This is a genomic window from Cyanobium sp. FACHB-13342 (assembly GCF_014697415.1).
Lineage (GTDB): Bacteria > Cyanobacteriota > Cyanobacteriia > PCC-6307 > Cyanobiaceae > Cyanobium_A.
This window is the reverse complement of the sequence record NZ_JACJRT010000003.1, coordinates 41,608-64,546: the sequence shown is the minus strand read 5'-3', so window position 1 is coordinate 64,546 and position 22,939 is coordinate 41,608. Positions and strand designations below refer to the sequence as shown.

21 protein-coding genes, 1 tRNA gene and 1 other RNA gene are annotated in these 22,939 nt (G+C 68.6%); 12 read left to right on the top strand and 11 right to left on the bottom strand.

Translation table 11 applies throughout. From position 1 onward, the window contains the following. Nucleotides 1-41: 41 nt before the first annotated feature. Nucleotides 42-500: a hypothetical protein gene (locus H6G16_RS01805; protein WP_190388626.1), complete on the bottom strand. Its 459-nt coding sequence runs from the start codon at nt 498-500 to the stop codon at nt 42-44. 164 nt (nt 501-664) lie between these two features. On the opposite strand from H6G16_RS01805, the gene H6G16_RS01800 reads away from it, so the two are divergent. From H6G16_RS01800 to H6G16_RS01790, 3 genes are read left to right on the top strand one after another with little or no spacing between them, the layout of a single operon-like run. Beyond that, nucleotides 665-2,110 (top strand): NADP-dependent isocitrate dehydrogenase, encoded by a 1,446-nt coding sequence (locus H6G16_RS01800; RefSeq protein ID WP_190388625.1) that lies wholly within the window; start codon nt 665-667, stop codon nt 2,108-2,110. Further along, entirely contained in the window at nt 2,107-3,447 is a 1,341-nt protein-coding gene (locus H6G16_RS01795) for a (Fe-S)-binding protein (protein WP_190388624.1), read from the top strand. The genes H6G16_RS01800 and H6G16_RS01795 overlap by 4 nt, the downstream gene beginning before the upstream one ends. Further along, entirely contained in the window at nt 3,444-4,802 is a 1,359-nt protein-coding gene (locus H6G16_RS01790) for an APC family permease (RefSeq protein ID WP_199289082.1), read from the top strand. Before H6G16_RS01795 ends, H6G16_RS01790 begins: the two co-directional genes overlap by 4 nt. Here the strand turns inward: H6G16_RS01790 and H6G16_RS01785 are convergent. Then, entirely contained in the window at nt 4,748-6,178 is a 1,431-nt protein-coding gene (locus tag H6G16_RS01785) for a four-carbon acid sugar kinase family protein (RefSeq protein WP_190388623.1), read from the bottom strand. The genes H6G16_RS01790 and H6G16_RS01785 overlap by 55 nt on opposite strands. Nucleotides 6,179-6,192: 14 nt before the next feature. Between H6G16_RS01785 and H6G16_RS01780 the strand changes: the two genes are divergently transcribed. After that, nucleotides 6,193-7,365: an FAD-binding protein gene (locus H6G16_RS01780; RefSeq protein ID WP_190388622.1), complete on the top strand. Its 1,173-nt coding sequence runs from the start codon at nt 6,193-6,195 to the stop codon at nt 7,363-7,365. Here H6G16_RS01780 and H6G16_RS01775 read toward each other — a convergent pair. After that, entirely contained in the window at nt 7,292-8,236 is a 945-nt protein-coding gene (locus H6G16_RS01775; RefSeq protein ID WP_347238754.1) for an alpha/beta fold hydrolase, read from the bottom strand. The genes H6G16_RS01780 and H6G16_RS01775 overlap by 74 nt on opposite strands. Before the next feature lie 49 nt (nt 8,237-8,285). Here H6G16_RS01775 and H6G16_RS01770 point away from each other — a divergent pair, with 49 nt between their 5' ends. Next, nucleotides 8,286-8,600: a hypothetical protein gene (locus tag H6G16_RS01770; protein ID WP_190388620.1), complete on the top strand. Its 315-nt coding sequence runs from the start codon at nt 8,286-8,288 to the stop codon at nt 8,598-8,600. On the opposite strand, the gene H6G16_RS01765 is transcribed toward H6G16_RS01770, so the two are convergent. Together H6G16_RS01765 and H6G16_RS01760 are read right to left on the bottom strand one after the other, a co-directional pair. Further along, nucleotides 8,560-9,081: a methyltransferase gene (locus H6G16_RS01765; protein WP_347238758.1), complete on the bottom strand. Its 522-nt coding sequence runs from the start codon at nt 9,079-9,081 to the stop codon at nt 8,560-8,562. The genes H6G16_RS01770 and H6G16_RS01765 overlap by 41 nt on opposite strands. A gap of 25 nt (nt 9,082-9,106) precedes the next feature. Continuing rightward, entirely contained in the window at nt 9,107-10,462 is a 1,356-nt protein-coding gene (locus tag H6G16_RS01760) for a cation:proton antiporter (RefSeq protein ID WP_190388618.1), read from the bottom strand. 144 nt (nt 10,463-10,606) lie between these two features. Between H6G16_RS01760 and H6G16_RS01755 the strand changes: the two genes are divergently transcribed. Beyond that, nucleotides 10,607-13,015, top strand: coding sequence for a phosphoketolase family protein (locus H6G16_RS01755; RefSeq protein ID WP_190388617.1), 2,409 nt, complete (start codon nt 10,607-10,609; stop codon nt 13,013-13,015). After that, nucleotides 13,012-15,534 carry a glycogen/starch/alpha-glucan phosphorylase gene (locus tag H6G16_RS01750; protein ID WP_190388616.1) on the top strand — a complete coding sequence of 841 codons (2,523 nt, stop codon included), beginning with the start codon at nt 13,012-13,014 and terminating at the stop codon, nt 15,532-15,534. The genes H6G16_RS01755 and H6G16_RS01750 overlap by 4 nt, the downstream gene beginning before the upstream one ends. 13 nt (nt 15,535-15,547) lie before the next feature. Here the strand turns inward: H6G16_RS01750 and H6G16_RS01745 are convergent, their stop codons facing one another. From H6G16_RS01745 to H6G16_RS01735, 3 genes are all read right to left on the bottom strand, one after another. Next, nucleotides 15,548-16,033 (bottom strand): hypothetical protein, encoded by a 486-nt coding sequence (locus H6G16_RS01745; RefSeq protein ID WP_190388615.1) that lies wholly within the window; start codon nt 16,031-16,033, stop codon nt 15,548-15,550. 36 nt (nt 16,034-16,069) lie between these two features. Next, on the bottom strand, nt 16,070-16,402 hold the full coding sequence (locus H6G16_RS01740) for a hypothetical protein (protein WP_190388614.1): 333 nt from the start codon (nt 16,400-16,402) through the stop codon (nt 16,070-16,072). A gap of 117 nt (nt 16,403-16,519) precedes the next feature. Beyond that, nucleotides 16,520-16,593: transfer RNA gene (locus tag H6G16_RS01735), tRNA-Arg, on the bottom strand. Nucleotides 16,594-16,616: 23 nt separating this feature from the next. Here H6G16_RS01735 and rnpB point away from each other — a divergent pair. Further along, an RNA gene (gene rnpB, locus H6G16_RS01730) (RNase P RNA component class A) lies at nt 16,617-17,049 on the top strand. A gap of 17 nt (nt 17,050-17,066) precedes the next feature. Further along, on the top strand, nt 17,067-17,786 hold the full coding sequence (locus H6G16_RS01725; protein WP_190388613.1) for a ribonuclease III domain-containing protein: 720 nt from the start codon (nt 17,067-17,069) through the stop codon (nt 17,784-17,786). On the opposite strand, the gene H6G16_RS01720 is transcribed toward H6G16_RS01725, so the two are convergent. After that, nucleotides 17,764-17,943 (bottom strand): NAD(P)H dehydrogenase subunit NdhS, encoded by a 180-nt coding sequence (locus H6G16_RS01720; protein ID WP_190388612.1) that lies wholly within the window; start codon nt 17,941-17,943, stop codon nt 17,764-17,766. The genes H6G16_RS01725 and H6G16_RS01720 overlap by 23 nt on opposite strands. A gap of 52 nt (nt 17,944-17,995) precedes the next feature. Here H6G16_RS01720 and rimM point away from each other — a divergent pair, with 52 nt between their 5' ends. Both rimM and H6G16_RS01710 read left to right on the top strand, forming a co-directional pair. Next, nucleotides 17,996-18,592, top strand: coding sequence for a ribosome maturation factor RimM (rimM, locus tag H6G16_RS01715; protein ID WP_190388611.1), 597 nt, complete (start codon nt 17,996-17,998; stop codon nt 18,590-18,592). A gap of 248 nt (nt 18,593-18,840) precedes the next feature. Beyond that, on the top strand, nt 18,841-20,292 hold the full coding sequence (locus H6G16_RS01710) for a mannose-1-phosphate guanylyltransferase/mannose-6-phosphate isomerase (protein ID WP_190388610.1): 1,452 nt from the start codon (nt 18,841-18,843) through the stop codon (nt 20,290-20,292). Here the strand turns inward: H6G16_RS01710 and glmS are convergent. Continuing rightward, nucleotides 20,279-22,216 (bottom strand): glutamine--fructose-6-phosphate transaminase (isomerizing), encoded by a 1,938-nt coding sequence (gene glmS, locus H6G16_RS01705; protein WP_190388609.1) that lies wholly within the window; start codon nt 22,214-22,216, stop codon nt 20,279-20,281. The genes H6G16_RS01710 and glmS overlap by 14 nt on opposite strands. Before the next feature lie 84 nt (nt 22,217-22,300). Continuing rightward, nucleotides 22,301-22,546: a photosystem I iron-sulfur center protein PsaC gene (gene psaC / locus H6G16_RS01700; RefSeq protein WP_006042515.1), complete on the bottom strand. Its 246-nt coding sequence runs from the start codon at nt 22,544-22,546 to the stop codon at nt 22,301-22,303. A 145-nt stretch (nt 22,547-22,691) separates the two neighbouring features. Here psaC and acpP point away from each other — a divergent pair, with 145 nt between their 5' ends. Next, nucleotides 22,692-22,934, top strand: coding sequence for an acyl carrier protein (gene acpP, locus H6G16_RS01695; RefSeq protein ID WP_190388608.1), 243 nt, complete (start codon nt 22,692-22,694; stop codon nt 22,932-22,934). Nucleotides 22,935-22,939 lie beyond the last annotated feature (5 nt).

Sequence of the window (22,939 nt, the reverse complement as noted above, 5' to 3'; positions counted from 1 at the left end):
GGCGCGGCCTTTGCCGGGCCGGGCGCCAAGGTTGCGAAGGGTTACGCCGCCAGCGGCTGGTCGCCGTGCTCGGCGCCGCCGAAGAGATCGAACAGCTCCCGGCAGAACTGCTGCAGCTTCTGCGCCACCTCCGCCTGGGGCAGATGGCTCCCCGACGGCTGCCAGTCGCCCATGGTGGCCAACCGCCAGCGCTCACTCTCGTAGGTGAGCCCGCGGATCACCACCCCAAGCAGCCGGGGCCGCGCATCGGCCGCTGGACCCGGGGCCCCATCCAGCTGCAACTGCACGAAAAACGAGCGGCACTGGCTGCGGGGGCTCCAACCCGGCAGGTGGAAGGAGAGATCAACGCTTTCCTGCTCGGCGAAGGCGCGGGTGAGGGGGTCATCCCGCCAGGGCGTGAGGTTGGCGCGGGCGTCAGGGAAGTGACCGCGAAACAGGACCGCCACCGAGGCGATCGCCTGGGCCAGCGCCAGAGATCGGGCCTGCTCGGCGGCATTCATGGAGCCATCCTGACGGCAGCTGGCTCCCGGTGCAGCGTTCCATCGGCAGGTGCCGACAGGAGGCCAGGCGGTGCGCCTCAGCACAACGACCGTTCCGGCAGGGATCACACCAAACTTTTCTGCAGTCAGCCCAGGCATAGGCTCGCCCCAGTGATATCGCCGTGATGGCCACCAGCCCCACCGCCAGCTTCGAGAAGCTCACCGCCCCAGCCACGGGCACGGCCATCCGCTTTGAGAACGGCCAACCGGTCGTTCCCAACGACCCGATCATCCCCTTCATCCGGGGCGATGGCACCGGCGTGGACATCTGGCCCGCCACCCAGATGGTGCTCGATGCGGCCGTGGCCCAGGCCTACGGCGGGGAGCGACGGATCGAGTGGTTCAAGGTGTACGCCGGCGACGAGGCTTGCGACCTCTACGGCACCTACCAGTACCTGCCGGAGGACACCCTCGAGGCGATCCGCACCTACGGGGTGGCGATCAAGGGCCCCCTCACCACGCCGATCGGCGGCGGCATTCGCTCCCTGAACGTGGCCCTGCGCCAGATCTTCGATCTGTACTGCTGCGTGCGCCCCTGCCGCTACTACGCGGGCACCCCCAGCCCCCACAAACGCCCCCAGGACCTCGACGTGATCGTGTACCGCGAGAACACCGAGGACATCTACATGGGGATCGAATGGGAAGCGGGCGACCCGGTGTGCCTCGAGCTGATCCAGCATCTCAATACGGTGGTGATCCCGGCCAACGGCAAGCTCGGCAAGCGCCAGATCCCGGTGGGCTCCGGCATCGGCATCAAGCCGGTGAGCAAGCACGGCAGCCAGCGCCACATCCGCAAGGCGATCCAGCACGCCCTGCGTCTCGAGGGCGACAAGCGCCACGTGACCCTGGTGCACAAGGGCAACATCATGAAGTTCACCGAAGGTGCCTTCCGCGACTGGGGCTACGAGCTGGCCACCACCGAGTTCCGCGACGTCTGCGTCACCGAGCGCGAAAGCTGGATCCTCGACAACGCCGATCGCAACCCCGGGCTCAGCATCGAAGCCAACGCCAAGATGGTGGATCCCGGCTACGACGCCCTCACTCCTGAGAAGAAAGAGGCGGTCTGCGCTGAAGTGAAGGGCGTGCTCGAGGCCATCGGCGCTTCCCACGGCAACGGCCAGTGGAAGGCGATGGTGATGGTCGACGACCGCATCGCCGACAGCATCTTCCAGCAGATCCAGACCCGCCCGGCCGACTACTCCGTGCTGGCCACCCTCAACCTCAACGGCGACTACATCTCCGATGCGGCCGCCGCCGTGGTGGGCGGTCTGGGCATGGCCCCCGGCGCCAACATCGGCGACAACGCCGCCATCTTCGAGGCCACCCACGGCACCGCACCCAAGCATGCCGGCCTGGATCGCATCAACCCCGGCTCGGTGATCCTCAGCGGCGTGATGATGCTCGAGTTCATGGGCTGGCAGGAAGCGGCCGACCTGATCACGGCAGGCCTGAGCGCTGCGATCGCCAACAGGGAAGTCACCTACGACCTGGCCCGCCTGATGGAGCCCCCGGTCGAACCCGTGAGCTGCTCCGGCTTCGCGGCAGCCGTGGTGAAGCACTTCGGCGGATGAGCCTGCCGGGCCTACCTGCTGGGGCCACCGACCCCTGCGTGCACTGCGGCTTCTGCCTGCCCACCTGTGCCAGCTATCGGGTGCTGGGCACGGAGATGGACTCTCCCCGGGGCCGCATTCACGCCCTCAAGGCGATTGAGGCCGGCGAGCTGGAACTGGACGCCACCGTGGCCTCCCATTTCGACAGCTGCCTGGGCTGCTTCGCCTGCGTCACGGCCTGCCCATCTGGCGTGCGCTACGACCAGCTGATCGAGGCCACCCGCCCCCAACTCAACGCGCCGGAGCTGCGTACGCCTGCCCAGCGGACCTTCCGCAAACTGCTGTTCAGCCTGCTCCCCTACCCCAAGCGACTGCGGGCCGCCCTGGCGCCCCTGCGGGCCTACACCGGCACGCCCCTACAGGCCCTGGCCCGGCGCCGCGGGCTCACCCGGCTGCTGGGGCCCCAGCTGGAGGCCATGGAGCAGCTACTGCCGCCCCTGAGCCCGGAGGCCTTCCGCGATGCCTTCCCGGCAGTCGTGCCGGCCCAGGGGGAGCGGCGGGCCCGGGTGGGCCTGGTGCTGGGCTGCGTGCAACGGCTGTTTGACCCGGCGGTGAACGCCGCGGCCATTCGGGTGCTTACCGCCAATGGCATCGAGGTGGTGATCCCACCGGCCCAGGGCTGCTGCGGTGCCGTGACCCACCACCAGGGGGAACGGGACCAGACCCGGCAGCTGGCCCAGGCCCTGATGGCCAGCTTTGAGGCCGTGGTGGGTCCCGGCAAAGCAGCCGGCGCCGAACCGCTCGATGCGGTGCTGGTGGCCGCCTCTGGTTGTGGCCACACGATGAAGGCCTATAGCCAGCTGGCCGGCAGCAGCTTTGCCGCACCCGTGGCGGACATCCAAGAATTCCTACACAACCTGGGCCTGAGCGAGCCCTTCAAGAGGGGGCTGCAGCCTCTCCACCATGCCGATGGCAGCCCGGCAAGTGCCGAACGGCCGCTCCAACTGGCCTACCACGATGCCTGCCACATGCTCCATGGCCAGGGCATCGGCCAGGAGCCACGCGCCCTGCTGCGGTCCATTCCCTACGTCGAACTGCGGGAGGCCAGCGAAGCCGGGGTGTGCTGCGGCAGCGCCGGCATCTACAACCTGGTGCAGCCCGAGGAGGCCGCCGCCCTGGGGCGGATCAAGGCCGACGACCTGTCCGGCACCGGCGCTGATCTGGCCGTGAGCGCCAACATTGGCTGCAGCCTCCAGATCCGCCGCCACATGCAGGAGGCGGCGCGGCCCATCCCCGTGGCCCATCCCATGCAGCTGCTCGACCAGAGCTACGGCAACGGCCAGGGCCGGCCGGGTTGAGCGGCTCTGGCCGGTTGCTGAATATTTTGGGGCTGGGCTTCGGCCTGGCCGGTGCCGTGGGCGGCACGATCGGCGCCGGCATCCTGCGCACCCCTGGCCTGGTGGCCGCCCAACTCCCCTCGGCCCCACTGGTGCTGGCGGCCTGGCTGGTGGGCGGCCTCTATGCCCTGCTGGGGGCGGTGTGCATCGCCGAACTGGCCGCAAGCCTGCCCCAGGCTGGTGGCTGGTATGTGTACGCGGAGCGGGCCTTCGGGCGACGGGCGGGATTCCTGGTGGGCTGGACCGACTGGGTGGCCCACTGCATTGGCCTGGCCTGGGTGGCCACCACGGTGGGGGAGTACGGCCAGGCCCTGCTGCCGTGGCCGTTCCGGGAGGGCGCTGTCGGGGCCCAGGCCCTGGCCCTGCTGGCCATCGGGCTGTTCACCCTGATCCAGCTGCGGGGCCTACGGGCGGGCAGCACCAGCCAGGAGTTGCTCAGCCTGGCCAAAGCGGTGGCCTTCCTCGGCCTGGTGGCGGCCTGCTTCCTGCTGCCCGTCGCCGCAAACCCCCCAGGGACGGGCCTGGCCGCGAGCCTGGAGACGGTCACAGCAGGGGGCTGGCGGAGTGGGGTGGTGGCGATGGTGCTGGCCCTGCAAGCCGTGATCACCACCTACGACGGCTGGGCCAGCCCGGTGTATTTCGCGGAGGAGTTCAGCGCGCCCGAGCGGGATCTGCCCCGTTCCCTGATCGGCGGAGTGCTGGCGGTGATGGTGCTCTATATGCTGATCAACCTGGCCCTGCTGCATGTGCTGCCGATGGCCCAGCTGGCCAGCTCAAGCCTGCCCGCCGCCGCCGCCGGGCGAGCCCTGGCCGGCCCCCTGGGAGGGCACCTGATCACGGCCGTGGCCCTGGTGTCCCTGCTGGGGCTGATCAACACCGTGGTGATGGCGGCGCCTCGGATCCTCTATGGCCTGGGCCGCGATGGGCTGGTGCCGGGCTGGGTCACGGGGGTGAACGAAGGCGGCACACCCACCGTCGCCCTGCTGATCACCAGCACAACCGCCGCAGCCCTGGTGCTGGCGGGCTCCTTCGAGCGGCTGCTGGCGATGGGGGCCGTGCTCTACGTGAGCCTGCCGCTGGCGGGCATCGCCGCGCTGCTGGCCCTGCGCTGGCGGGAACCGGAACTGCCGCGGCCCTTCCGCACCTGGGGCTACCCCCTCACCCCCCTTCTGGTGGCGGCGGTATCCCTCGCCTTTTTGGTCGGCACCGTGCTGGGCGATCGGGCCGACAGCCTGGCCGCCCTGGCCCTGGTGGCCCTCGGCTACGGCGGCTCGCTGCTGGCGGAACGCCTGGCACCCGCTGACGGGTCGGGCTGACTCCCCCCATCCGGCTCCGCCTGCGGGTCCAGCCCCTCCATGCAACGCCAGGCCCGCCGCAGGGTGGCCCCATCGCCCAGATTGCCCGGGAAGGTGAGCACCGGCAGCTGGGGCACGACCGCCTCAGCTGGCGTCAGCACGAGCGACAGACCGGGCAGCAGCTGACCCTGCAGCTCCACCGCCGCCAGGCCCAGGCCATCGGCCAACAGGGTGTGGGTGGTGATGCCGCCCTTGCTGATCAGGTAGCCCAGCTGGGGGGCCAGGGCCGCCGCCAGCCGGGCCATCAAGGCCGCCAGGCCATCCCCGAGCCGGCGGCGCTCCGCCGCCGAGCCGCAGCGGAGCTCACCCCGACTGGTGAACAGCACCGGCGTGCGCCCCTGGGCCAGCAGGGCCTGCAGCTGGAGCTGCCACTCCTGCTCCAGGGAGGCCAGCAGGGGTTCGGGCAAGGGCCCCTCCAGCACCCGCGCCAGCCGGGCCACGGGCAGCTCCAGCCCGGCGCACCCGGGCTCCCGCAGCAACTGCTCCAACTGGGCATCGGCCAGGGGCACATGGGAGCCCACCAGCACCAGCCCCGGCAGGGGCTCCCCGCCAAGCCCCCGACGACGCCACTGGGCCAGGCCAGCCGCATCCCGGGGCTGGGGCGGCAGCGCGGCCAGGGCCTGGATCCAGCTGGCCGCCGACTGGGCCAGCACGGGCCGAGATGAGGCGCGCACCACGGCCGCCAGGGTCGCCAGCTGCTGGGGCCGCTGGGCATCCACCGCCACCACGGGCTGGTTCTGCCAAGCCGCCAGACGGGCCGCCAAAGCCCGGCCTCCGTCGGTGGCAGCGCGATCGAGCTCGGCAACATCCAGGTGTTGCACCTGCTGGGCGGGGAGGCGGCCGCCGCTCTTCTCCTCCACCCAGGCGGGCAGATGGCTCGTGCCGTAGCCGAACAGGCCATCGCGGCCAAAGGGGGTCTCATGCACGGGCTGGCCGTGCAGAAGGTGCACCCCACCCACGGTGGTGCGCCCACCCTCCAGAAAGGCGGGGATCAGCAGGGTGGCGGCAAACGGACCCAGCTCCGCGCTGATCACGTCCACCTCCAGGGGGAAATGGCCGCGCAGGGTGGAGTCGCCGCGACTCACCACCCACCAGCGGGCGATGCCAGCAGCCGGCAGGGCCACCGCCAGGGCCCGGCAGATCTGGCGCACCCGCTCGGCGGCAACCTGGGGCGCCAGGGCCCGGGTGTTGGCGAGCAGAAACAGCAGGGGCGAAGGGTGCTCCAGCCCCGCCGCCAGGGTGGCCGGATCCCAGCGCAGCAGCAGGGGGCAGCTGTGCACCGTCTGGGAGCCGGTGGGGTCATCGTCAATGACCAGGATCTTGAAGGGGGCGGCCATGGCACCATCGTGCCGTGATCACACCCGAGCCCCGTGAGCTGCAGGAGCTGGTGCGCGAGCTGCACCGGCAGGCCACGCCGTGGCAACCCGCCGGCCTGGGCAGCCGCCTGAGCTGGGGTCCGCCGGTGGCGCCCGGCAGCAGCACCGTGAGCTGCCGCCAGCTGAGCGGCATCGTCGAGCACAACCCCGGGGATTTCACCGTCACCGTTCAGGCCGGCACACCACTGGTGGAGCTGCAGGCGGAGCTGGCCCACCACCGGCAGTGGTTGGCCCTCGACTGGCCCTGGGGCAGCGGCCCCAAGGGCGAGGCCAGCGGCAGCCTGGGCGGCCTGGTGGCCCGGGGCCTGGCCGGCGGCCTGCGCCAACGCTATCTGGGCGTGCGGGACCAGCTGATCGGCATCGAGCTGATCCGGGCCGACGGCGTGCGCGCCCGGGCCGGCGGCAAGGTGGTGAAAAATGTGGCCGGCTACGACCTGATGCGGCTGTTCACGGGCAGCTGGGGCTCCCTGGGCCTGATTACCAGCGTCACCCTGCGCACCCTGCCGGTGCCCCCCCAACGGCGGGGCCTCTGGCTGAGCGGGTCGCTGGAGAGCCTGGGCCAGCTGGCCAGCTGGCTGTTGGGTTCAAGCCTCAGTCCGGAGCGGGTCGACTGGTGGCACGGCGGCGACGACCCCAGCACCGGCCTGCTGATCAGCCTGGCCAGCATCAACGCCCGCACCCTCGACGAGCAGATCGCCTGCATCGCCGCCAAAGCCACCCCCTTCGGCATCACGGCCCAGCCCCTGGAGCCGGCCGAGCTCGACGCCCGGGTGACCCGCGGCCGCGGCCCCGGCCCGGAGGCAAGCGACTGGCTGCTGCGCCTGGCGGTGCGCCCCCACCAGGCCTCCGCCCTGCTGGCCGAACCGGCCCTGGCCGACCTGCCGGTGTGCCTGGGCGCCGGCAGCGGGCTGGGCACCACCTGGGCCTCCACAGCCGAGCTGCCCCCGTACCGGGTGGAGGCCTTACGGCGCAGCTGCCAGCAGTGGGGCGGCTATCTCACCGTGCTGCGCCAACCGCCTGGCAGCCAGCTGCCCGCCTGGCTGGATGCCCCGTCAAGACCCATGATCGAGGCCATCAAGCGGCAGTTCGATCCGGCCCAGCAGCTGGCACGAGGTCGGCTGCCGGGCGTGCAGCCGCTGCCGCACTGAGCCCATCCATCCACTCGAGCAGGGCCGCGTTCACCTGGTCGGGCACCTCATCGTGGGGGCAGTGGCCCGCCTCCAGCACCACCTCGGTGGTGGCGGCAGGGGCGTGGCGCTGGAAGGCGGCCCGCCGACCAGCGGCATTGATCCAGGGATCGCGGATGCCCCAGAGCAGCAACAGGGGGCAAGCCAACTGGGCGAACAGCTCATCGAGGGGCTGGCCGCGCGGAATGTCAAAGACGGTGCGGAACACGCCAAAGGCCCCTGGATCCCGTGACGGCCGCAGGATCGCCTCCACCAGGGCATCGTCAACGTTGGTCTTGTCGATGTACACCTGATGGAGGGTGCGGCGGATCGTGGCCGGCCGGCGCAGGTTTTCAAACAGCAACCGCTGCAGCACCGGACTCTTCAGCAGGGCGCCACCAATCGTCTGACGGGTGATCGCCCCCCAGCCCTTGGGGGGGGCCTGCTCGTCGCTGAACGGGCCTGCCGCATTCAGCAGCACCACCCCCGCCGCCAGGTCGCCCAGGGCCACCCCGGCCGCCAGGGCCGAAAAGCCGCCCAGGGAATTGCCCGCCAGCACCGTGGGGCGGCCGATCCGCTCGCTCACGTAGGCGGCCAGCTGGTCGCGCCAGAGGGCGCCGCCGTAGGCCAGCTCGGCCGGCTTGGCACTGCGGCCAAAGCCCAGCAGATCGATGGCGTGCACCTCATGGCGCTGGGCCAGCACGGGAATGTTGTGGCGCCAGTGGTCGGTGGAGGCGCCGAAGCCATGCACCAGCAGGATGGCTGGGCCCACCGGATTGTCCGGACTGGCGGTCACGGCATGGACGGCATGACCGGCGTAGCTCCAGGGCTGGGGATCAGACAGGGAAGCCACCACACAGGTCACCGGGGTGGTTGATGCTAGGGACATCTGCGGCCTGCCATTGCCCCTCACCAGCCCCGACTGGAGCCCCTTCCTGCCGGGGGTCGCCCTGTGGGCCCTGGCCCTTTACCTCCCCCTGAGCGGCCCCCTCGGGCGATTGGAGGAGGCCCTCGCGACGGGACCCCTGCCAGCAGCGGCCCAGCAACTGGTGCTGGTGCTGAGCAGCCTGCTGCTGGCCCTGGCCATCGGCGTGCTGGCGGACCTGATTCTGAGCTGGGCCCTTGGCCCCGACTGGGCCAGCAGCCTCGGCCTGATCGCCGCCGGCTGGGGCCTGTTCACAGCGCTTGCCAGTCGAGCCAGGGAAGACGGGGAATGATCGCCGGCGTCCGCAGGCGGTAGGCGGCGTAGTCCGGGTGCAGGGCCTCCAGGGCGCGCTCCTCGCGGCGTGCCTTGCCGCCCAGCACCCCGCAGAGCCCCAGCAACAGGGCCAGATGCAGCAGGCTGCCCAGGGCCAGGGTCACCCCCAGGGAACACAGCAGCACGGCCTGATAGAGGGGGTGGCGACAGCGGCCATAGGCGCCGCTGACCACCAGCGGGGCGCCCGGGATGGGATCGGGCAGGGGGGTGAGGCTGGAGCCCAGCCGCCAAAACGCCTGGGCCGCCAATCCCAGCCCCACCAGAAACAGCACGGCACCTCCGAAGGCCAGCGGCAGGGGCCAGGCGTAGCCCCAGGCTCCCGGGGCCGGCCAGGGGGGCAGCAGGTGCGCGGCAATCAGGGCCAACTGGGCCAGCAGCCACCACTCCCCATGGCGGTTGTCGAACCAGCCGCCCCAGCTCAGCCCCCAGCGGCTGGGGATGTTGGCCAAGGCCGGAAGGGGAAACTCAGGTTGGGATTTCGGCGAGCGGGTCAAGGTCGGGGCCTCCAGAACTGCCACCCAGCACCAGTCTGAGCAGGATCGGAGCCAGGAAGGTGGTGCCGATCACCATCAGCAAGATGGCAGCCTCCAGGGGTTTGGTGAGCAGGCCGGCCTGGGTGCCCAGCCCCAGGAAGATCAGGCCCACTTCGCCGCGGGGCATCATCCCCAGACCCACCACCAGGCGGTTGGTCTTCTCCTTGCTGACATAGCTCCAACCAGCAGCCACCTTGCCGGCAATGGCCACGGTGAGCAGGAACGCGGCCACGATCAGTCCTTCGCGGTTCTCCGGGTTGAAGGGATTGAGCACCGAAAGGTCCATGCCGGTGCCGATCAACACGAAGAAAATCGTGGCAAACAGGGCCACCAGGGGCTTGACCGTGTCCTGGATGGCGTGGGTGTGCCTGGAGGCACTGAGGATCAGACCCGCCGCGAAGGCCCCCAGGGCCGCCTCCAGGCCGATGGCCTGGGCCACGAAGCAGCACAACGAGAGCACCACGAAGGCGGCCACCACCACCTCACCAGGGGCCTTGAGCTGATCGAGCACCCAGTCGAAGGCGGGCGCGGCCGTGCGGCTGAGAAACAGGGCCGCTGCCACGAACACCCCGGCAGCCGCCACCAGCTTGAGAATCGGCCCGGCACTGAAGCCCTCCCCGCCGGCCAGGCTCACCACCACGGCCAGGATCACAATGCCCAGGATGTCGTCGAGCACGGCGGCGCCAATCACCGTCTGGCCTTCGCGGGTGCGCAGAAACTTCAGCTCGCCGAACACGCTGGCCGTGATGCCAATGCTGGTGGCTGTCATGGCGGCTCCAGCGAAGATCGCCGGAATCAGCGGCACATGGAAGAGGTAGTACAGCCCGGCGGTACCCAGGGCAAAGGGAAGCACCACCCCGGTGACGGCGACGGTTGTGGCCTGGGCACCCACCGCCACCAGCTCATCGAGCTCGCTTTCGAGGCCGGTTAGAAACAACAGGGCAAACAGACCGATCTGGGACACGGCCTGCAGATTCGGAAAGGTTTCGGCGTAGATCTCCTGCACGGCCTGCGGGGAGAGGTCGGCCAGGGAACTGAGCAGGCCCAAGCCCCAGCCACTGATCTCGGCCTGGGTTTCAGGCGGCACGATCAGGTGCAGGCCCGACACGCCGATCAGCACGCCAGCCACCAACTCCCCCAGGATGGTGGGCAACTGGACCCGGACCATCAGCTCAGCCAGCAGCCGGGCGGCCACAAAGATCACCAGGAATTCCCCCACCGAGATGAGGGTTTCGGCGACCTCAGCCTGATGGCTGCCGATTTCAAGCAGGAGTGCTGGCAGAACCATGGGCGGCAGGGGGCGCAGCAGGGCAGTCGGGGGCTGACCCTAAAGGGGCGCCCGCGGCGTGTTCGGATCCTGATCTCTATGCGGGCGGCAGGGTTGGGTGTGGCAGCCGTCGCTACGGTCTGAATCTTGGATTCATGGCAAGGGATGGCGGCAGGGCTGGAGCAGCTGGACGCCTGGTGGCGGGCCGCCAACTACCTCGCCGTGGGGATGATCTATCTGCAGGACAACCCCCTGCTGGCGGAACCGCTGCAGCCGGAGCACATCAAGAACCGACTGCTGGGCCACTGGGGCTCCAGCCCGGGCCAGGCCTTCATCTGGGCCCATGCCAACCGGGTGATCCGGGCCCATGACCTGAACATGATCTACCTGTCGGGGCCGGGGCACGGCGCCCCGGGAGTGCTGGCCCCCACCTACCTGGACGGCTCCTACAGCGAGGTGTATCCCGACAAATCCCAGGATGCCGCCGGCATGGGGCGCTTCCTGAGGCAGTTTTCCTTTCCCGGGCACATCGGCAGCCACTGCACCCCCGAAACCCCCGGCTCGATCCACGAAGGCGGTGAACTGGGCTACGTGCTGTCCCACGCCTGCGGGACGGTGTTCGACAACCCGTCCCTGATTGCCCTGGCCTGCGTCGGTGACGGCGAGGCCGAAACCGGTCCGTTGGCCACCAGCTGGCACATCAACAAATTCCTCAACCCGATCGGCGACGGGGCGGTGCTGCCGGTGCTGCACCTGAACGGCTACAAGATCGCCAATCCCACCCTGCTGGCCCGCATCCCCAAGGCGGAGCTGACCAGCCTGTTGCACGGCTATGGCTGGGAACCGCTGTTCGTGGAGGGCAGCGAGCCGATGGCGATGCATGCCGCCATGGCCGACGCCATGGACCGGGCCATCAGTCGCATTCAGGCCATCCAGACGGAAGCACGCCGCAGTGCCGACCCCACCAGCGTGGCCCGTCCCGCCTGGCCCATGGTCGTGCTGCGCTCTCCAAAGGGCTGGACCGGACCCACCGCGCTGAACGGCAGAAAACTCGAGGGCTTCTGGCGCAGCCACCAGGTGCCCCTGCCCGATCCCCGCCATGACCCCGCCCAACGGCAACAGCTGGAGGCCTGGCTGAAGAGCTACCGGCCGTGGGAGCTGTTCGACGCCAACGGCACCCTGGTGCCCGAACTGCAGGCCCTCTCCCCCCAGGGCCCGCGGCGAATGGGCTCCAACCCCCACGCCAACGGCGGCCTGCTGCGGCGCAAGCTGCATCTGCCCCCCTGCAACGCCTATGCCGTGCCGGTGCCGTCCCCAGGGCAGGTGGAGTTCGAGAACACGGCAGCCCTCGGAGAGCTGCTGCGCGATGCGATCGCGCACAACCCCGATTCGGTGCGCGTGTTCGGCCCGGATGAAACCGCCTCCAACCGGTTGCAGGCCATCTATGCCAGCAGCAAGAAGGTGTGGATGGAGGAATTCCTGCCCGAAGACCAGGACGGCGGCGAACTGGCCCGCCAGGGCCGGGTGGTGGAAATGCTCAGCGAACACACCCTGGTGGGAATGATGGAGGGCTACCTGCTCACCGGCCGCCACGGCTTCTTCCACACCTACGAGGCCTTTGCCCATGTGATCGCCTCGATGTTCAACCAGCACGCCAAGTGGCTGGAGAGCTGCATCCATCACGCCCCCTGGCGCGCCCCCATCTCCCCATGGACCTGCCTGATCAGCTCCACCGTGTGGCGGCAGGACCACAACGGCTTCACCCACCAGGACCCCGGCTTCATCGACCTGGCCGGCAACAAGAGCGGCGAGGTGGTGCGGGTGTACCTGCCCGCCGATGCCAACTGCCTGCTGGCGGTGGCCGAACAGGCCCTGATCGAGCCGAACGTCTGCAACATCATCGTCAGTGACAAGCAGAAACACCTCCAGTACCTGACGCTGGAGGAGGCCCGCGCCCATGTGGCCAAGGGCATCGGCCTGTGGAGCTGGGCGTCCAACGACCACAGCGGTGCCAAACCCGACGAACCGGACGTGGTGATGGCCTGCGCCGGCGACATCCCCACAAAGGAGGTGCTGGCGGCCGTTGAGATCCTGCGCCGCGAGATCCCCAAGCTCAAGATCCGGGTGCTGAATGTGGTGAAGCTGTTCGCCCTCACCCAGCCCAGCGAGCACCCCCACGGCATGAGCGACCGCGACTTCGATTCCCTGTTCACCTCCGACCGGCCAGTGATCTTCAACTTCCACGGTTACCCGTGGCTGATCCACCGCCTCACCTACCGCCGCACCAACCACGCCAATTTCCATGTGCGCGGCTACAAGGAGAAAGGGAACATCAACACGCCGCTGGAGCTGGCGATGAACAACCAGATCGACCGCTTCAACCTGGTGATCGATGTGATCGACCGGGTTCCGGGATTGGGATCCCGGGCGGCCCATATCAAGGAGCGCATGAAGGAAGCGATCCTCACCAACCGCGCCCATGCCCATGAACACGGCATGGATGCCCCCGATGTGACCAACTGGCGCTGGACTCAGGGCCGGCGCGAGGCCGATGACCGAGGATTGGCAGCATGAGCGACCCGCAACCCAGCAACCTGCGCCTGCCCACCCCGGGCTGCTACGCGGACCCGGACCGCAGTGGACTGACCGCCGACGACGTGTTCGACGGCATGACCGAGCACCTCTTCTACACGCTCGGCAAGCTCGCCCCCACGGCCAGCCGCCATGACCTCTACATGGCCCTCAGCTACGCCGTGCGTGACCGGCTGATGACCCGCTACCTGGCCGGCATCGAAGCCCTGCGGGCCACCCCCACCCGGGCGGTGGCCTACCTATCGGCGGAATTCCTGATCGGCCCCCAGCTGGGCAACAACCTGCTGATGCTGGGCATCCAGCAGGAGGCCGCTGAGGCCCTGCAGCGCTTCGGCATCAACGACATCAACGAAATCCTCGACGTTGAAGAGGAGCCCGGCCTGGGCAACGGCGGCCTGGGGCGGCTGGCCGCCTGTTTCCTCGAATCCCTGGCCTCTCTGGAAATCCCCGCCACCGGCTATGGCATCCGCTACGAGTTCGGGATCTTCGACCAGCTGATCCGCGACGGCTGGCAGGTGGAAATCACCGACAAGTGGCTCAAGAGCGGTTGGCCGTGGGAGCTGCCCCACCCGGACCAGGCCTGCTTCGTGGGCTTCGGGGGCCGCACCGAGAGCTACCGCGACGAGCACGGCACCTACCGGGTGCGCTGGATCCCCGCAGAACACGCCATCGGCATCCCCCACGACGTGCCGGTGCTGGGCTATCGGGTGAACACCTGTGACCGGCTCCGCCTGTGGCGAGCCGACGCCACGGAGTCTTTCGACTTCTACGCCTTCAACATCGGCGACTACTACGGGGCCGTCGAGGAGAAGGTGGGCAGCGAGACCCTCTCCAAGGTGCTGTACCCCAACGACGGCACGGACGAGGGCCGACGCCTGCGCCTCAAGCAGCAGCACTTCTTCGTGAGCTGCTCCCTGCAGGACATGATCCGCAACCTCGATGCGCGCGGCATCCCGATCACCGAATTCCCCGATCACTGGGCCGTCCAGCTCAACGACACCCACCCGGCCATCGCCGTCGCCGAGCTGATGCGCCTGCTGCTCGATGACAAACACCTCGAGTGGGACGCCGCCTGGAGCATCACCAGCCGGTCCGTGGCCTACACCAACCACACCCTGCTGCCGGAGGCCCTGGAGAAGTGGGGCTTGGGGCTGTTCGGCTCCCTCCTCCCCCGCCATCTGGAGCTGATTTACGAGATCAACCGCCGATTCCTGCAGCAGGTTCGCCTCAAGTACCCAGGCAACGAGCAGATCCTGCGCAAGGTGTCGATCATCGACGAGGACGGCGGCAAGGCGGTGCGCATGGCCAACCTCGCCACCGTGGCGTCCCACCACGTCAATGGCGTGGCCGCCCTGCACAGCGAACTGGTCAAAACCGAGCTGTTCCCGGAATTCGCAGCCCTATGGCCCGAGAAGTTCACCAACGTCACCAACGGCGTCACCCCCCGGCGCTGGGTCGGCTTGGCCAATCCCAAGCTGTCCGCGCTGCTGAATGAATCAATCGGGGAGGGTTGGATCAACCAGCTCGATGAGCTGCGCAAACTCGAGCAGTTTGTGGACGACAGCAGCTTCCTGGAGCGCTGGCAGGCCACAAAACTGACGGTGAAAGGGCAACTGAGCCATTACATCCACCGCCACACCGGCGTCCTGGTGGATCCGGCCTCCCTGTTCGACGTGCAGGTGAAGCGGATCCACGAATACAAGCGCCAGCATCTCAATGCCCTGCAGGTGGTGGCCCAGTACCTGCGCATCAAGAACGGCCAGGCAGACGGCATGGCTCCCCGCACGGTGATCTTCGGCGGCAAGGCAGCGCCTGGCTACTACATGGCCAAACTGATCATCCGCTTCATCAACGGCATCGCCGAAACCATCAACGCCGACCCCGATATGGACGGGCGGCTGCGGGTGATCTTCCTGGCCGATTACAACGTGAAGCTGGGTGAGCGGGTCTATCCCGCCTCCGACCTCTCCGAGCAGATCTCCACTGCCGGCAAGGAGGCCTCCGGCACCGGCAACATGAAATTCGCCATGAACGGGGCCCTCACCATCGGCACCCTGGATGGCGCCAATGTGGAGATCCGCGAGCAGGTGGGCGCCGAGAATTTCTTCCTGTTCGGCAAGACCGCTGAAGAAATCTCCAGCCTGCACAACGCCGGCTATCGCCCCTGGGAGCTGATCAGCTCAATGCCCGAACTCGCCGAAATCCTGCGGCTGGTGGAGCAAGGCCATTTCAGCAACGGCGATGGCGACCTGTTCCGGCCCCTGCTGCAGAACCTCACGGGCCGCGACCCCTTCTTCGTGCTGGCCGATTTCAACGACTATCTGCGGGCCCAGGCCGAGGTGGACCGCACCTGGGCCGACCGGGGCCGCTGGAACCGGATGTCCCTGCTCAATTCAGCCCGCAGCGGCTTCTTCTCCTCCGATCGCTCCATCCGGGAATACGCCGAACGCATCTGGAAGGCCGAGAGCTTCCCGGTGACCATCACCTGCGAAATGGACTGAGGAGGGAAAGCGTCTAACCGGGCAGGTCCGGGGTCTGGTGGAGCAGCCGGTTGAGTCGCAGGCGATCGGCATTGAGGGGATCGGGGGCCAGTTCACCGGCCACCTCACGGAACTTCTGCTCCACCTCTTCCGGCACCCGCACATCGAAGATGCGCTCCATCAGCGCCTCGATCGAGAACAGATGGGCGTTGATGTTTTCCAAATCGGCCATGGCCTGCTGCACGGCATCGGGCTCAGCAGCCTGATCTGAGGCCTGATCAGTCCCACCCCCGGCACCAGGAACGGCCGGAGCCGACTGGGGGGAATTGGCCGCCGACTCAGCCGCCTCCTGTTGCTTCTGGAGCTCTTCCATCACCCTGCCCGCCAGGGTCCGGAAGGATTGCAGCGCAGCCCAATTGAGCTCCTGCTGCTGGCGCAGGGTGGGATTTTCGCGGATCAGCCGGTCGTGTTCCCGATAGAACCGCTGGCAATCAGGGCATTGGCAGGGCTCTTCGGGCACCGCATTCCCTTGGGTTGTCAAATCCCATCATGGCACTCACGCCGCCAGGGGGCCCTGGTCCCGCTGGTCTTCGCTGAAATCGTCGGCGTCGCCACTGGCGGCAGGGAGCGGAATCTCGATCGACGTGACCACGTTGATCACATCACGCAGCCGCATCGAATCGGCAAACCAGCCCATGGCCTGTTCCGTATCCCCCCGGCGCTCCGCATCGGTGGCCTGCTCCTCATGGGCCTCGGCCAGCAAGGCCAACCAGCAGAGGCAGCGGGCCTGCACCACCGAGAGGTCCAGCTCATCGGGTTGGCTGTCGGCGATGCGCTCGCTCTCCTGCTGCACCAGCAGACGCAGACGCAGATCGTGAAGCTGGGTCATCGCGGTCAGACGACTGGCACCACGCTAGCCCCGGTGGGCCGAATGGGAAGACCACCACCGGTAGCGCTCGCTACGCCCTCGGCACCTGGCGCCGCCCGACACCACCATGGGGAAGAACGGGGCTGGCGGGACTCGAACCCACGACCTACGGTTTAGGAAACCGTCGCTCTATCCGGCTGAGCTACAGCCCCCTGGCGGTTCATTATGGAACCCGAAAGCAGGCGAGGTGATCGCGATCAGGGTCGAGGTCCATCTGGGTGTCGCTCTTCGGAACGATGGTCCAGACCAGCTTCGGCGCCTGGTTGAGGAAAGTCCGGGCTCCCCAATGGCCAGGCCTGCTGGGTAACGCCCAGTGCGGGCGACCGTGAGGACAGTGCCACAGAAACACACCGCCGATGGCAGGGGGCTTGCCCCCTGATCAGGTAAGGGTGCAAGGGTGCGGTAAGAGCGCACCAGCAGCATCGAGAGGTGCTGGCTCGGTAAACCCCGGCTGGGAGCAAGGCCCAGGGACAACGGTTGGCCATGACACCCGTCCCGCTTCAAGTGCGCCGCTCGAGGCCGCCGGCAACGACGGTCCCAGACAGATGATCACCCCCCGCCAGCTCGCTGGTGGGAGAACAGAACCCGGCTTACGTCCTGCTTTCACCCTTTTCTCCCGCCCGCCATGCGGCCCGAACGCCACCAGCAGTTGGTTGCCTTCCTGCGGTCCCTGGACCTGGAGCCCGGCAACCGTGATCTGGCCCCGATCGAGGAGGCCCTCACCCACACCTCGGCAGGCCGGACCATCAACCACGAGCGGCTGGAGTTTCTGGGCGATGCCGTGCTGCGCCTGGCGGCGGCCGAATTCCTGCAGCGGCACCACCCCGACCTCAGCGTGGGGCGCTGCTCGGCCCTGCGGGCCCAGCTGGTGAGCGACCGCTGGTTGGCGGAGCTGGGCGAGCGCTGCGGCATCGAAGCCCTGCTGCACTTGGGCCCGATGGCCAGCGGCGACCGCGCCGGCCGGGCCACCGTGCGGGCCGAATGCTGTGAGGCCCTGCTGGGCGGTCTCTATGAGGCCTGGGGCGCCGGCGAGGGAGGCCTGGCGCCGGTGCACCGCTGGCTCACCCCCCACTGGCAGCGCAGCAGCGCCGAGCTACTGGCCGATCCCGACCGCCACAACTGGAAGTCGGCCCTGCAGGAATGGAGCCAGGGTGAGGGCCTAGGGCTGCCCAGCTACCGCTGCCAGGAGTGCAGCCGGGTCCATGCCGACCCGCGCCGCTTCCGCTGCACGGTGGAGATCAGCGGCCACGCCAGCCACAGCGGCTGGGGCCCCTCCCGGCGCCTGGCGGAACAGGAGGCAGCCAGGGCTGCCCTGGCCTCCGTCAAACCTGCTCCAGGGTCCTGAGCGGCATGGTCACCAACTTGTCCCAGTTGCCGCCTTCGAACAACACCGCAGCCTGCTGGCCGCTGATCCGCTGCACGAAGCCGCGGTAGCCGTTGTAGATGGAGCGGCCGTCTCGCACCACCACGGTGGAGCCCGGCAGGATCGGCAAGTCGGCCATGGTTGTGGCGAGGCGTGGCGCCATTATCGGGGTGCGCAGGAGTGAGCCGGCCATGGCTGATCCAACACCCACCGATGGGCCACCGGATGACCTGCTGGTGGTGGGCAAGGTGGTGTCCGCCCAGGGCCTGAAGGGAGAACTGCGAATCCTGCCGATGAGCGATTTCCCCGAACGCTTCACCCGGGCTGGGCAGCGCTGGCTGCAGCGGCGCGACGAGGCGCCCCGGGTGGTGGAGCTGCGCGGTGGCCGGCAGCTGCCCGGCAAGGAGCTGTTTGTGGTGCGGTTGGCCGCCGTCGACAGCCGCGAGGCGGCCGAAGCCCTGGTGGGCGAGCAACTGCTGGTGCGCGCCAGCGACCGCCCCAAGCTCGCCCGGGGGGAATTTCACCTGCTGGATCTGGTGGGGACGGAAGTGCGGCTGCTGGAGACCCAGGAGCCGATCGGGCGGGTCTGCGATCTGGTGCATGCCGGCAACGACCTGCTGGAGGTGGAGCAGGACACCCCGAACGGGCCGCGCCGGATCCTGATCCCCTTCGTGAACGCCATCGTGCCGGAGGTGCACCTGGCCGAAGGCTGGATCGGCATCACGCCTCCGCCCGGACTGCTGGAACTGGCGATGGCCCAGGACAAAAGCCGAGCGGAGCCAACCTGAACGTCTCCCGACGAACGATTCCAGACCGAGCTGGCCTGATGAACGGGTAACGGGCCTGAACAAACTGGCCTGAACAAACCCCGCCGGTGAAACGCTTTTGAATTCCGTACAGGTTGTACAAAATTCAAGAGTGTTGCCTCGTCGCCTCAGCCACCAGCGTTGGGTCCAAACCAAGCAGCAGCCTGTGCGCAGGCAAATCGGGCACCCAACTGCTGGAATGGCGTGAGGCCTCACTTTCACCCCGCGCGATGACAAGTCTTGTACCGGTGATCCTGTGCGGCGGCACCGGCACCCGGCTGTGGCCCCTCTCGCGCGCCAGTTACCCCAAGCAGTATTGGGCCCTGGCCGGGACCGGAGAGGACACCCTGCTGCAACAGACCCAGCAGCGCCTGGAGGGCTTACCGGGCCTGGCCCCACCCCTGCTGATCTGCAACGAGGACCACCGCTTCATCGTGGCCGAGCAGATGCGCCAGATCGGCGTCGAGCCGGCCGCCATCCTGCTGGAGCCGATCGGACGCAACACCGCGCCAGCGGTGGCAGTGGCGGCCCTGCAGGCCACGGCCCAGGGCGACGATCCGCTGCTGCTGGTGCTGGCGGCCGACCACGTCATCCGGGATGCGGCGGCCTTCCGCGCCACCGTTAGCGCTGGATCAGCGGCGGCCGAGGCGGGCCAGCTGGTGACCTTCGGGATCGTGCCGACCGCTCCGGAGACGGGCTACGGCTACATCGAGGCCGCCCAATCGTTGGCAGCCGCCAGCGCGCCGGTGCCGATCGCCCGCTTTGTGGAAAAGCCCGATCGGGCCACCGCCGAGGCCTTCCTGGCCACCGGCCGCTTCACCTGGAACAGCGGCATGTTCCTGTTCAAGGCCAGCGCCATCCTGGCCGAGCTGGAGCGGCTGGCCCCGGAGGTGGTGAGCGCCTGCCGCGCTGCCCTGGAGCAGGACAGCGCCGATCTGGATTTCCTGCGGCTGGAGCGGGAAGCCTTTGCCGGCTGCCCCAACGTGGCCCTCGACGTGGCGGTGATGGAGAAAACGGATCGGGGGGCGGTGCTGGCCCTGGAGGCTGGCTGGAGCGATGTGGGCAGCTGGAGCGCCCTGTGGGAAACGGCCGATCAGGACCCCCAGGGGAACGTGCTGCGGGGCCGGGTGATCCATGAGGACGCCCGCAACTGCTATCTGCGCAGCGAACACCGCCTGGTGGTGGGCCTGGGCGTGGAGGATCTGGTGGTGGTGGAAACGGACGACGTGGTGCTGGTGGCCCACCGCGACCGGGCCCAGGACGTGAAGCGCATCGTCGGGCTGCTCGAACAGGAGGGCGCGCCCGAGAGCAAGGCCCACCGCAAGATCTACCGCCCCTGGGGCTCCTACGACGGCGTCACCGAGGGGGAGCGCTGGCAGGTGAAGCGGATTGTGGTCAACCCCGGCGCCAGCCTGTCGCTGCAGATGCACCACCACCGGGCCGAGCACTGGATCGTGGTGCAGGGCACGGCGGTGGTGGACAAGGACGGGCGGCAAGAACTTGTGGGTGAAAACCAGAGCACCTACATCCCCCTGGGCTGCCGCCACCGCCTCTCCAACCCCGGCAAGATCCCGGTGGAACTGATCGAGGTGCAGAGCGGCCCCTACCTGGGCGAGGACGACATCGTGCGGTTCGAAGACCGCTATGGCCGCAGCGACAGCGTCGCCCCTACTCGACCGTGACGCTCTTGGCCAGGTTGCGCGGTTGATCCACATCCAGGCCCCGGTGGGCAGCGATGTGATAGCTCAGCAGCTGCATCGGGATCACCGTCAGCAGCGGGCTGAGGAGCTCGTCCACCACCGGCACGGGAAGGAGCGTGTCAAACAGCTCGGCATCCGGGCAGTCGGGGGCCACCCCGATCAACTGGGCATCGCGGGCCTTGGCCTCCTGGGCGTTGCTGAGCACCTTGTCGAACACGGTGCCAGGCACGGCGATCGACACCACCGGCACCTTGGCGTCGAGCAGGGCGATCGGGCCGTGCTTCATCTCGCCGGCGGGGTAGCCCTCGGCGTGGATGTAGCTGATCTCCTTGAGCTTGAGGGCCCCCTCTAAGGCAATGGGGAAGTTGATGCCTCGCCCCAGGAAGATCACGTCCTGGGTGCCCTCAAAGTGGTGGGCCAGGGCGGCACAGCGCTGGTCGTGGTCGGCCACCAGGGCTTCGAGCTGCTGGGGCAGCAGGCGCAGCTGGGCCACCAGGGCCTTGAGCTCCTCACGGCTCCGGCCCGAGCTGCCGCCCCCCTGACGCTGGCCCACCCGCCGCTCGGCAAAGGCCAGGGCCAGGGCATAGAAAGCCAGCAGCTGGCCCAGGAACGTCTTGGTGGCCGCCACACCCACCTCGATGCCAGCACCGATGTCGAGGATGTGATCCACCATCCGCGCCAGGGAGCTCTCCGGGCGGTTGGTGATCCCGAGCAGCCGCGGCGCATAGGCCGGATCGGCCACCAGCCGGCGCCGCTCCTGCTCCATCGCCAGGGCCGCCAGGGTGTCGGCGGTTTCCCCCGACTGGGTCACCCCGATCGTGAGGGTGTGGGGGGACAGGGGCGGCGGGGCATAGCGGAACTCACTGGCATAGAAGACGCCCGTGGAGATGCCCGCCAGCTGCTCCAGCAGATAGGCCCCCACCTGGGCGGCGTGGCGGCTGGTGCCGCAGGCCAGGATCTGGATCCGCTCCACCCCCTCAAACACCTCCGCCGCCAGGGGCAGGGCCACCAGGGGGCTGGCCTGGCCGGCCACGGCTTCGGGCAGGTGGCGGGCCACCCAAAGGGCCGCCGTCTCGGGCTGCTCGTGGATCTCCTTGAGCATGAAGTGGCGGAAGCTGCGCTTGTCCGCCACGTGCTCGGTGCCGCTCAGCAGGCTGGGGCTGCGCTGCACCCGTTCACCGGTGGCGTCATAGAGCTCGATGCCCAGGGGCGTGAGCAGGGCCACTTCGCCGTCTTCCATCGGCAGGATCGTGCGAGTAAACCCCGCCAGGGCCGGGGTGTCACTGGCACACAGAAACTCCCCCTCGCCCAAGCCGATCAGCAAGGGCGCTGCCTTGCGGGCCACCACCAGCGCCCCCGGCACCTCGGCCCACACCACCGCCAGGGCATAGGCCCCCTGGAGCAGGGGCAACACCTGTTGCACCGCCTGCAACAACAGGGCGCCGCTGGGCCTGCGACCCTCCCCCCTGAACCGCGCCAGCTGGCGCGCCAGCAGATGGGGGATCACCTCCGTGTCCGTCTCGGAGCGGAACACCACGCCTTCGGCCTGCAGCTCCTCCCGCAGGGTGCGGAAGTTCTCGATGATGCCGTTCTGCACCACCGCCACCTGGCCGCTCCCGTCGAGGTGGGGGTGGGCGTTGCGCTCCTCCGGCTTGCCGTGGGTGGCCCAGCGGGTGTGGCCGATACCGCAGTGGCCCGGGGCACCCTGGGCCTCAAACCGCGCCGTGAGGTTCACCAGCTTGCCCTCGGCCTTGAGGCAGTGGAGCTGGCCGGGTCCCTGGCCGGTCTCGGCATCGACAGTGGCAATCCCGGCCGAGTCGTAGCCCCGATATTCGAGCTGGCGCAGGCCCTCCAGCAGCTGGGGAGCCGCCTCCCGCGATCCAATCAGGGCAACAATGCCGCACATAGGCCAGGGCCAGCGAGGGGCGCAAAAAAAGCCCGGCGAGGGGCCGGGCTTGAGCTTATTGGCAGTGAGGCCGAGAAGCAGGACTCAGTAGGAGAGACCCATGGAGCGGCTGGTCTCGTCGCCCAGGTACACCCGGATGCTGAGGAAGTCGGTGGGGCAAGCCGTTTCACAGCGCTTGCAGCCGACGCAGTCTTCCGTGCGGGGCGACGAGGCGATCTGACCGGCCTTGCAACCGTCCCAGGGCACCATCTCGAGAACATCGAGAGGGCAGGCACGCACGCACTGGGTGCAACCAATGCAGGTGTCGTAGATCTTGACGGCGTGGGACATGGTCCAGTGACGGACGGCGTGGAGCCCAACGTACCCAAAGCCCTCCGGCCCGAAGTGGGCGTCCCCGCAGCCCGTCACCCTTGTTCATACGCCGGGGGGGGTCCTGCGGGGTGACCCGTAGAGTGCGTCGACTCTCACAGCGGCCATGTCCCAGGAAGCGATCTTCGAGAAAGTGCGCTCGATCGTTGCCGAGCAGCTCAGCGTTGATGCCGGGGAAGTCAAGCCCGAATCCAACTTCCAGAATGATCTGGGCGCCGACTCCCTCGACACCGTCGAACTCGTGATGGCCTTGGAAGAGGCCTTCGACATCGAAATTCCCGACGAAGCCGCTGAAGGCATCACCACCGTCGGTGATGCCGTCAAGTTCATCCAGGACAAGCAGGCCTGAGCCAC

What these genes read in the sequence shown, in the direction of transcription:
- H6G16_RS01805 (WP_190388626.1), bottom strand. Translation starts at nt 500, where the DNA reads ATGAATGCCGCCGAGCAGGCCCGATCTCTGGCGCTGGCCCAGGCGATC.
- H6G16_RS01800 (WP_190388625.1), top strand. Translation starts at nt 665, where the DNA reads ATGGCCACCAGCCCCACCGCCAGCTTCGAGAAGCTCACCGCCCCAGCC.
- H6G16_RS01795 (WP_190388624.1), top strand. Translation starts at nt 2,107, where the DNA reads ATGAGCCTGCCGGGCCTACCTGCTGGGGCCACCGACCCCTGCGTGCAC.
- H6G16_RS01785 (WP_190388623.1), bottom strand. Translation starts at nt 6,178, where the DNA reads ATGGCCGCCCCCTTCAAGATCCTGGTCATTGACGATGACCCCACCGGC.
- H6G16_RS01760 (WP_190388618.1), bottom strand. Translation starts at nt 10,462, where the DNA reads ATGGTTCTGCCAGCACTCCTGCTTGAAATCGGCAGCCATCAGGCTGAG.
- H6G16_RS01755 (WP_190388617.1), top strand. Translation starts at nt 10,607, where the DNA reads ATGGCGGCAGGGCTGGAGCAGCTGGACGCCTGGTGGCGGGCCGCCAAC.
- H6G16_RS01750 (WP_190388616.1), top strand. Translation starts at nt 13,012, where the DNA reads ATGAGCGACCCGCAACCCAGCAACCTGCGCCTGCCCACCCCGGGCTGC.
- H6G16_RS01740 (WP_190388614.1), bottom strand. Translation starts at nt 16,402, where the DNA reads ATGACCCAGCTTCACGATCTGCGTCTGCGTCTGCTGGTGCAGCAGGAG.
- H6G16_RS01725 (WP_190388613.1), top strand. Translation starts at nt 17,067, where the DNA reads ATGCGGCCCGAACGCCACCAGCAGTTGGTTGCCTTCCTGCGGTCCCTG.
- H6G16_RS01720 (WP_190388612.1), bottom strand. Translation starts at nt 17,943, where the DNA reads ATGGCCGACTTGCCGATCCTGCCGGGCTCCACCGTGGTGGTGCGAGAC.
- rimM (WP_190388611.1), top strand. Translation starts at nt 17,996, where the DNA reads ATGGCTGATCCAACACCCACCGATGGGCCACCGGATGACCTGCTGGTG.
- H6G16_RS01710 (WP_190388610.1), top strand. Translation starts at nt 18,841, where the DNA reads ATGACAAGTCTTGTACCGGTGATCCTGTGCGGCGGCACCGGCACCCGG.
- glmS (WP_190388609.1), bottom strand. Translation starts at nt 22,216, where the DNA reads ATGTGCGGCATTGTTGCCCTGATTGGATCGCGGGAGGCGGCTCCCCAG.
- psaC (WP_006042515.1), bottom strand. Translation starts at nt 22,546, where the DNA reads ATGTCCCACGCCGTCAAGATCTACGACACCTGCATTGGTTGCACCCAG.
- acpP (WP_190388608.1), top strand. Translation starts at nt 22,692, where the DNA reads ATGTCCCAGGAAGCGATCTTCGAGAAAGTGCGCTCGATCGTTGCCGAG.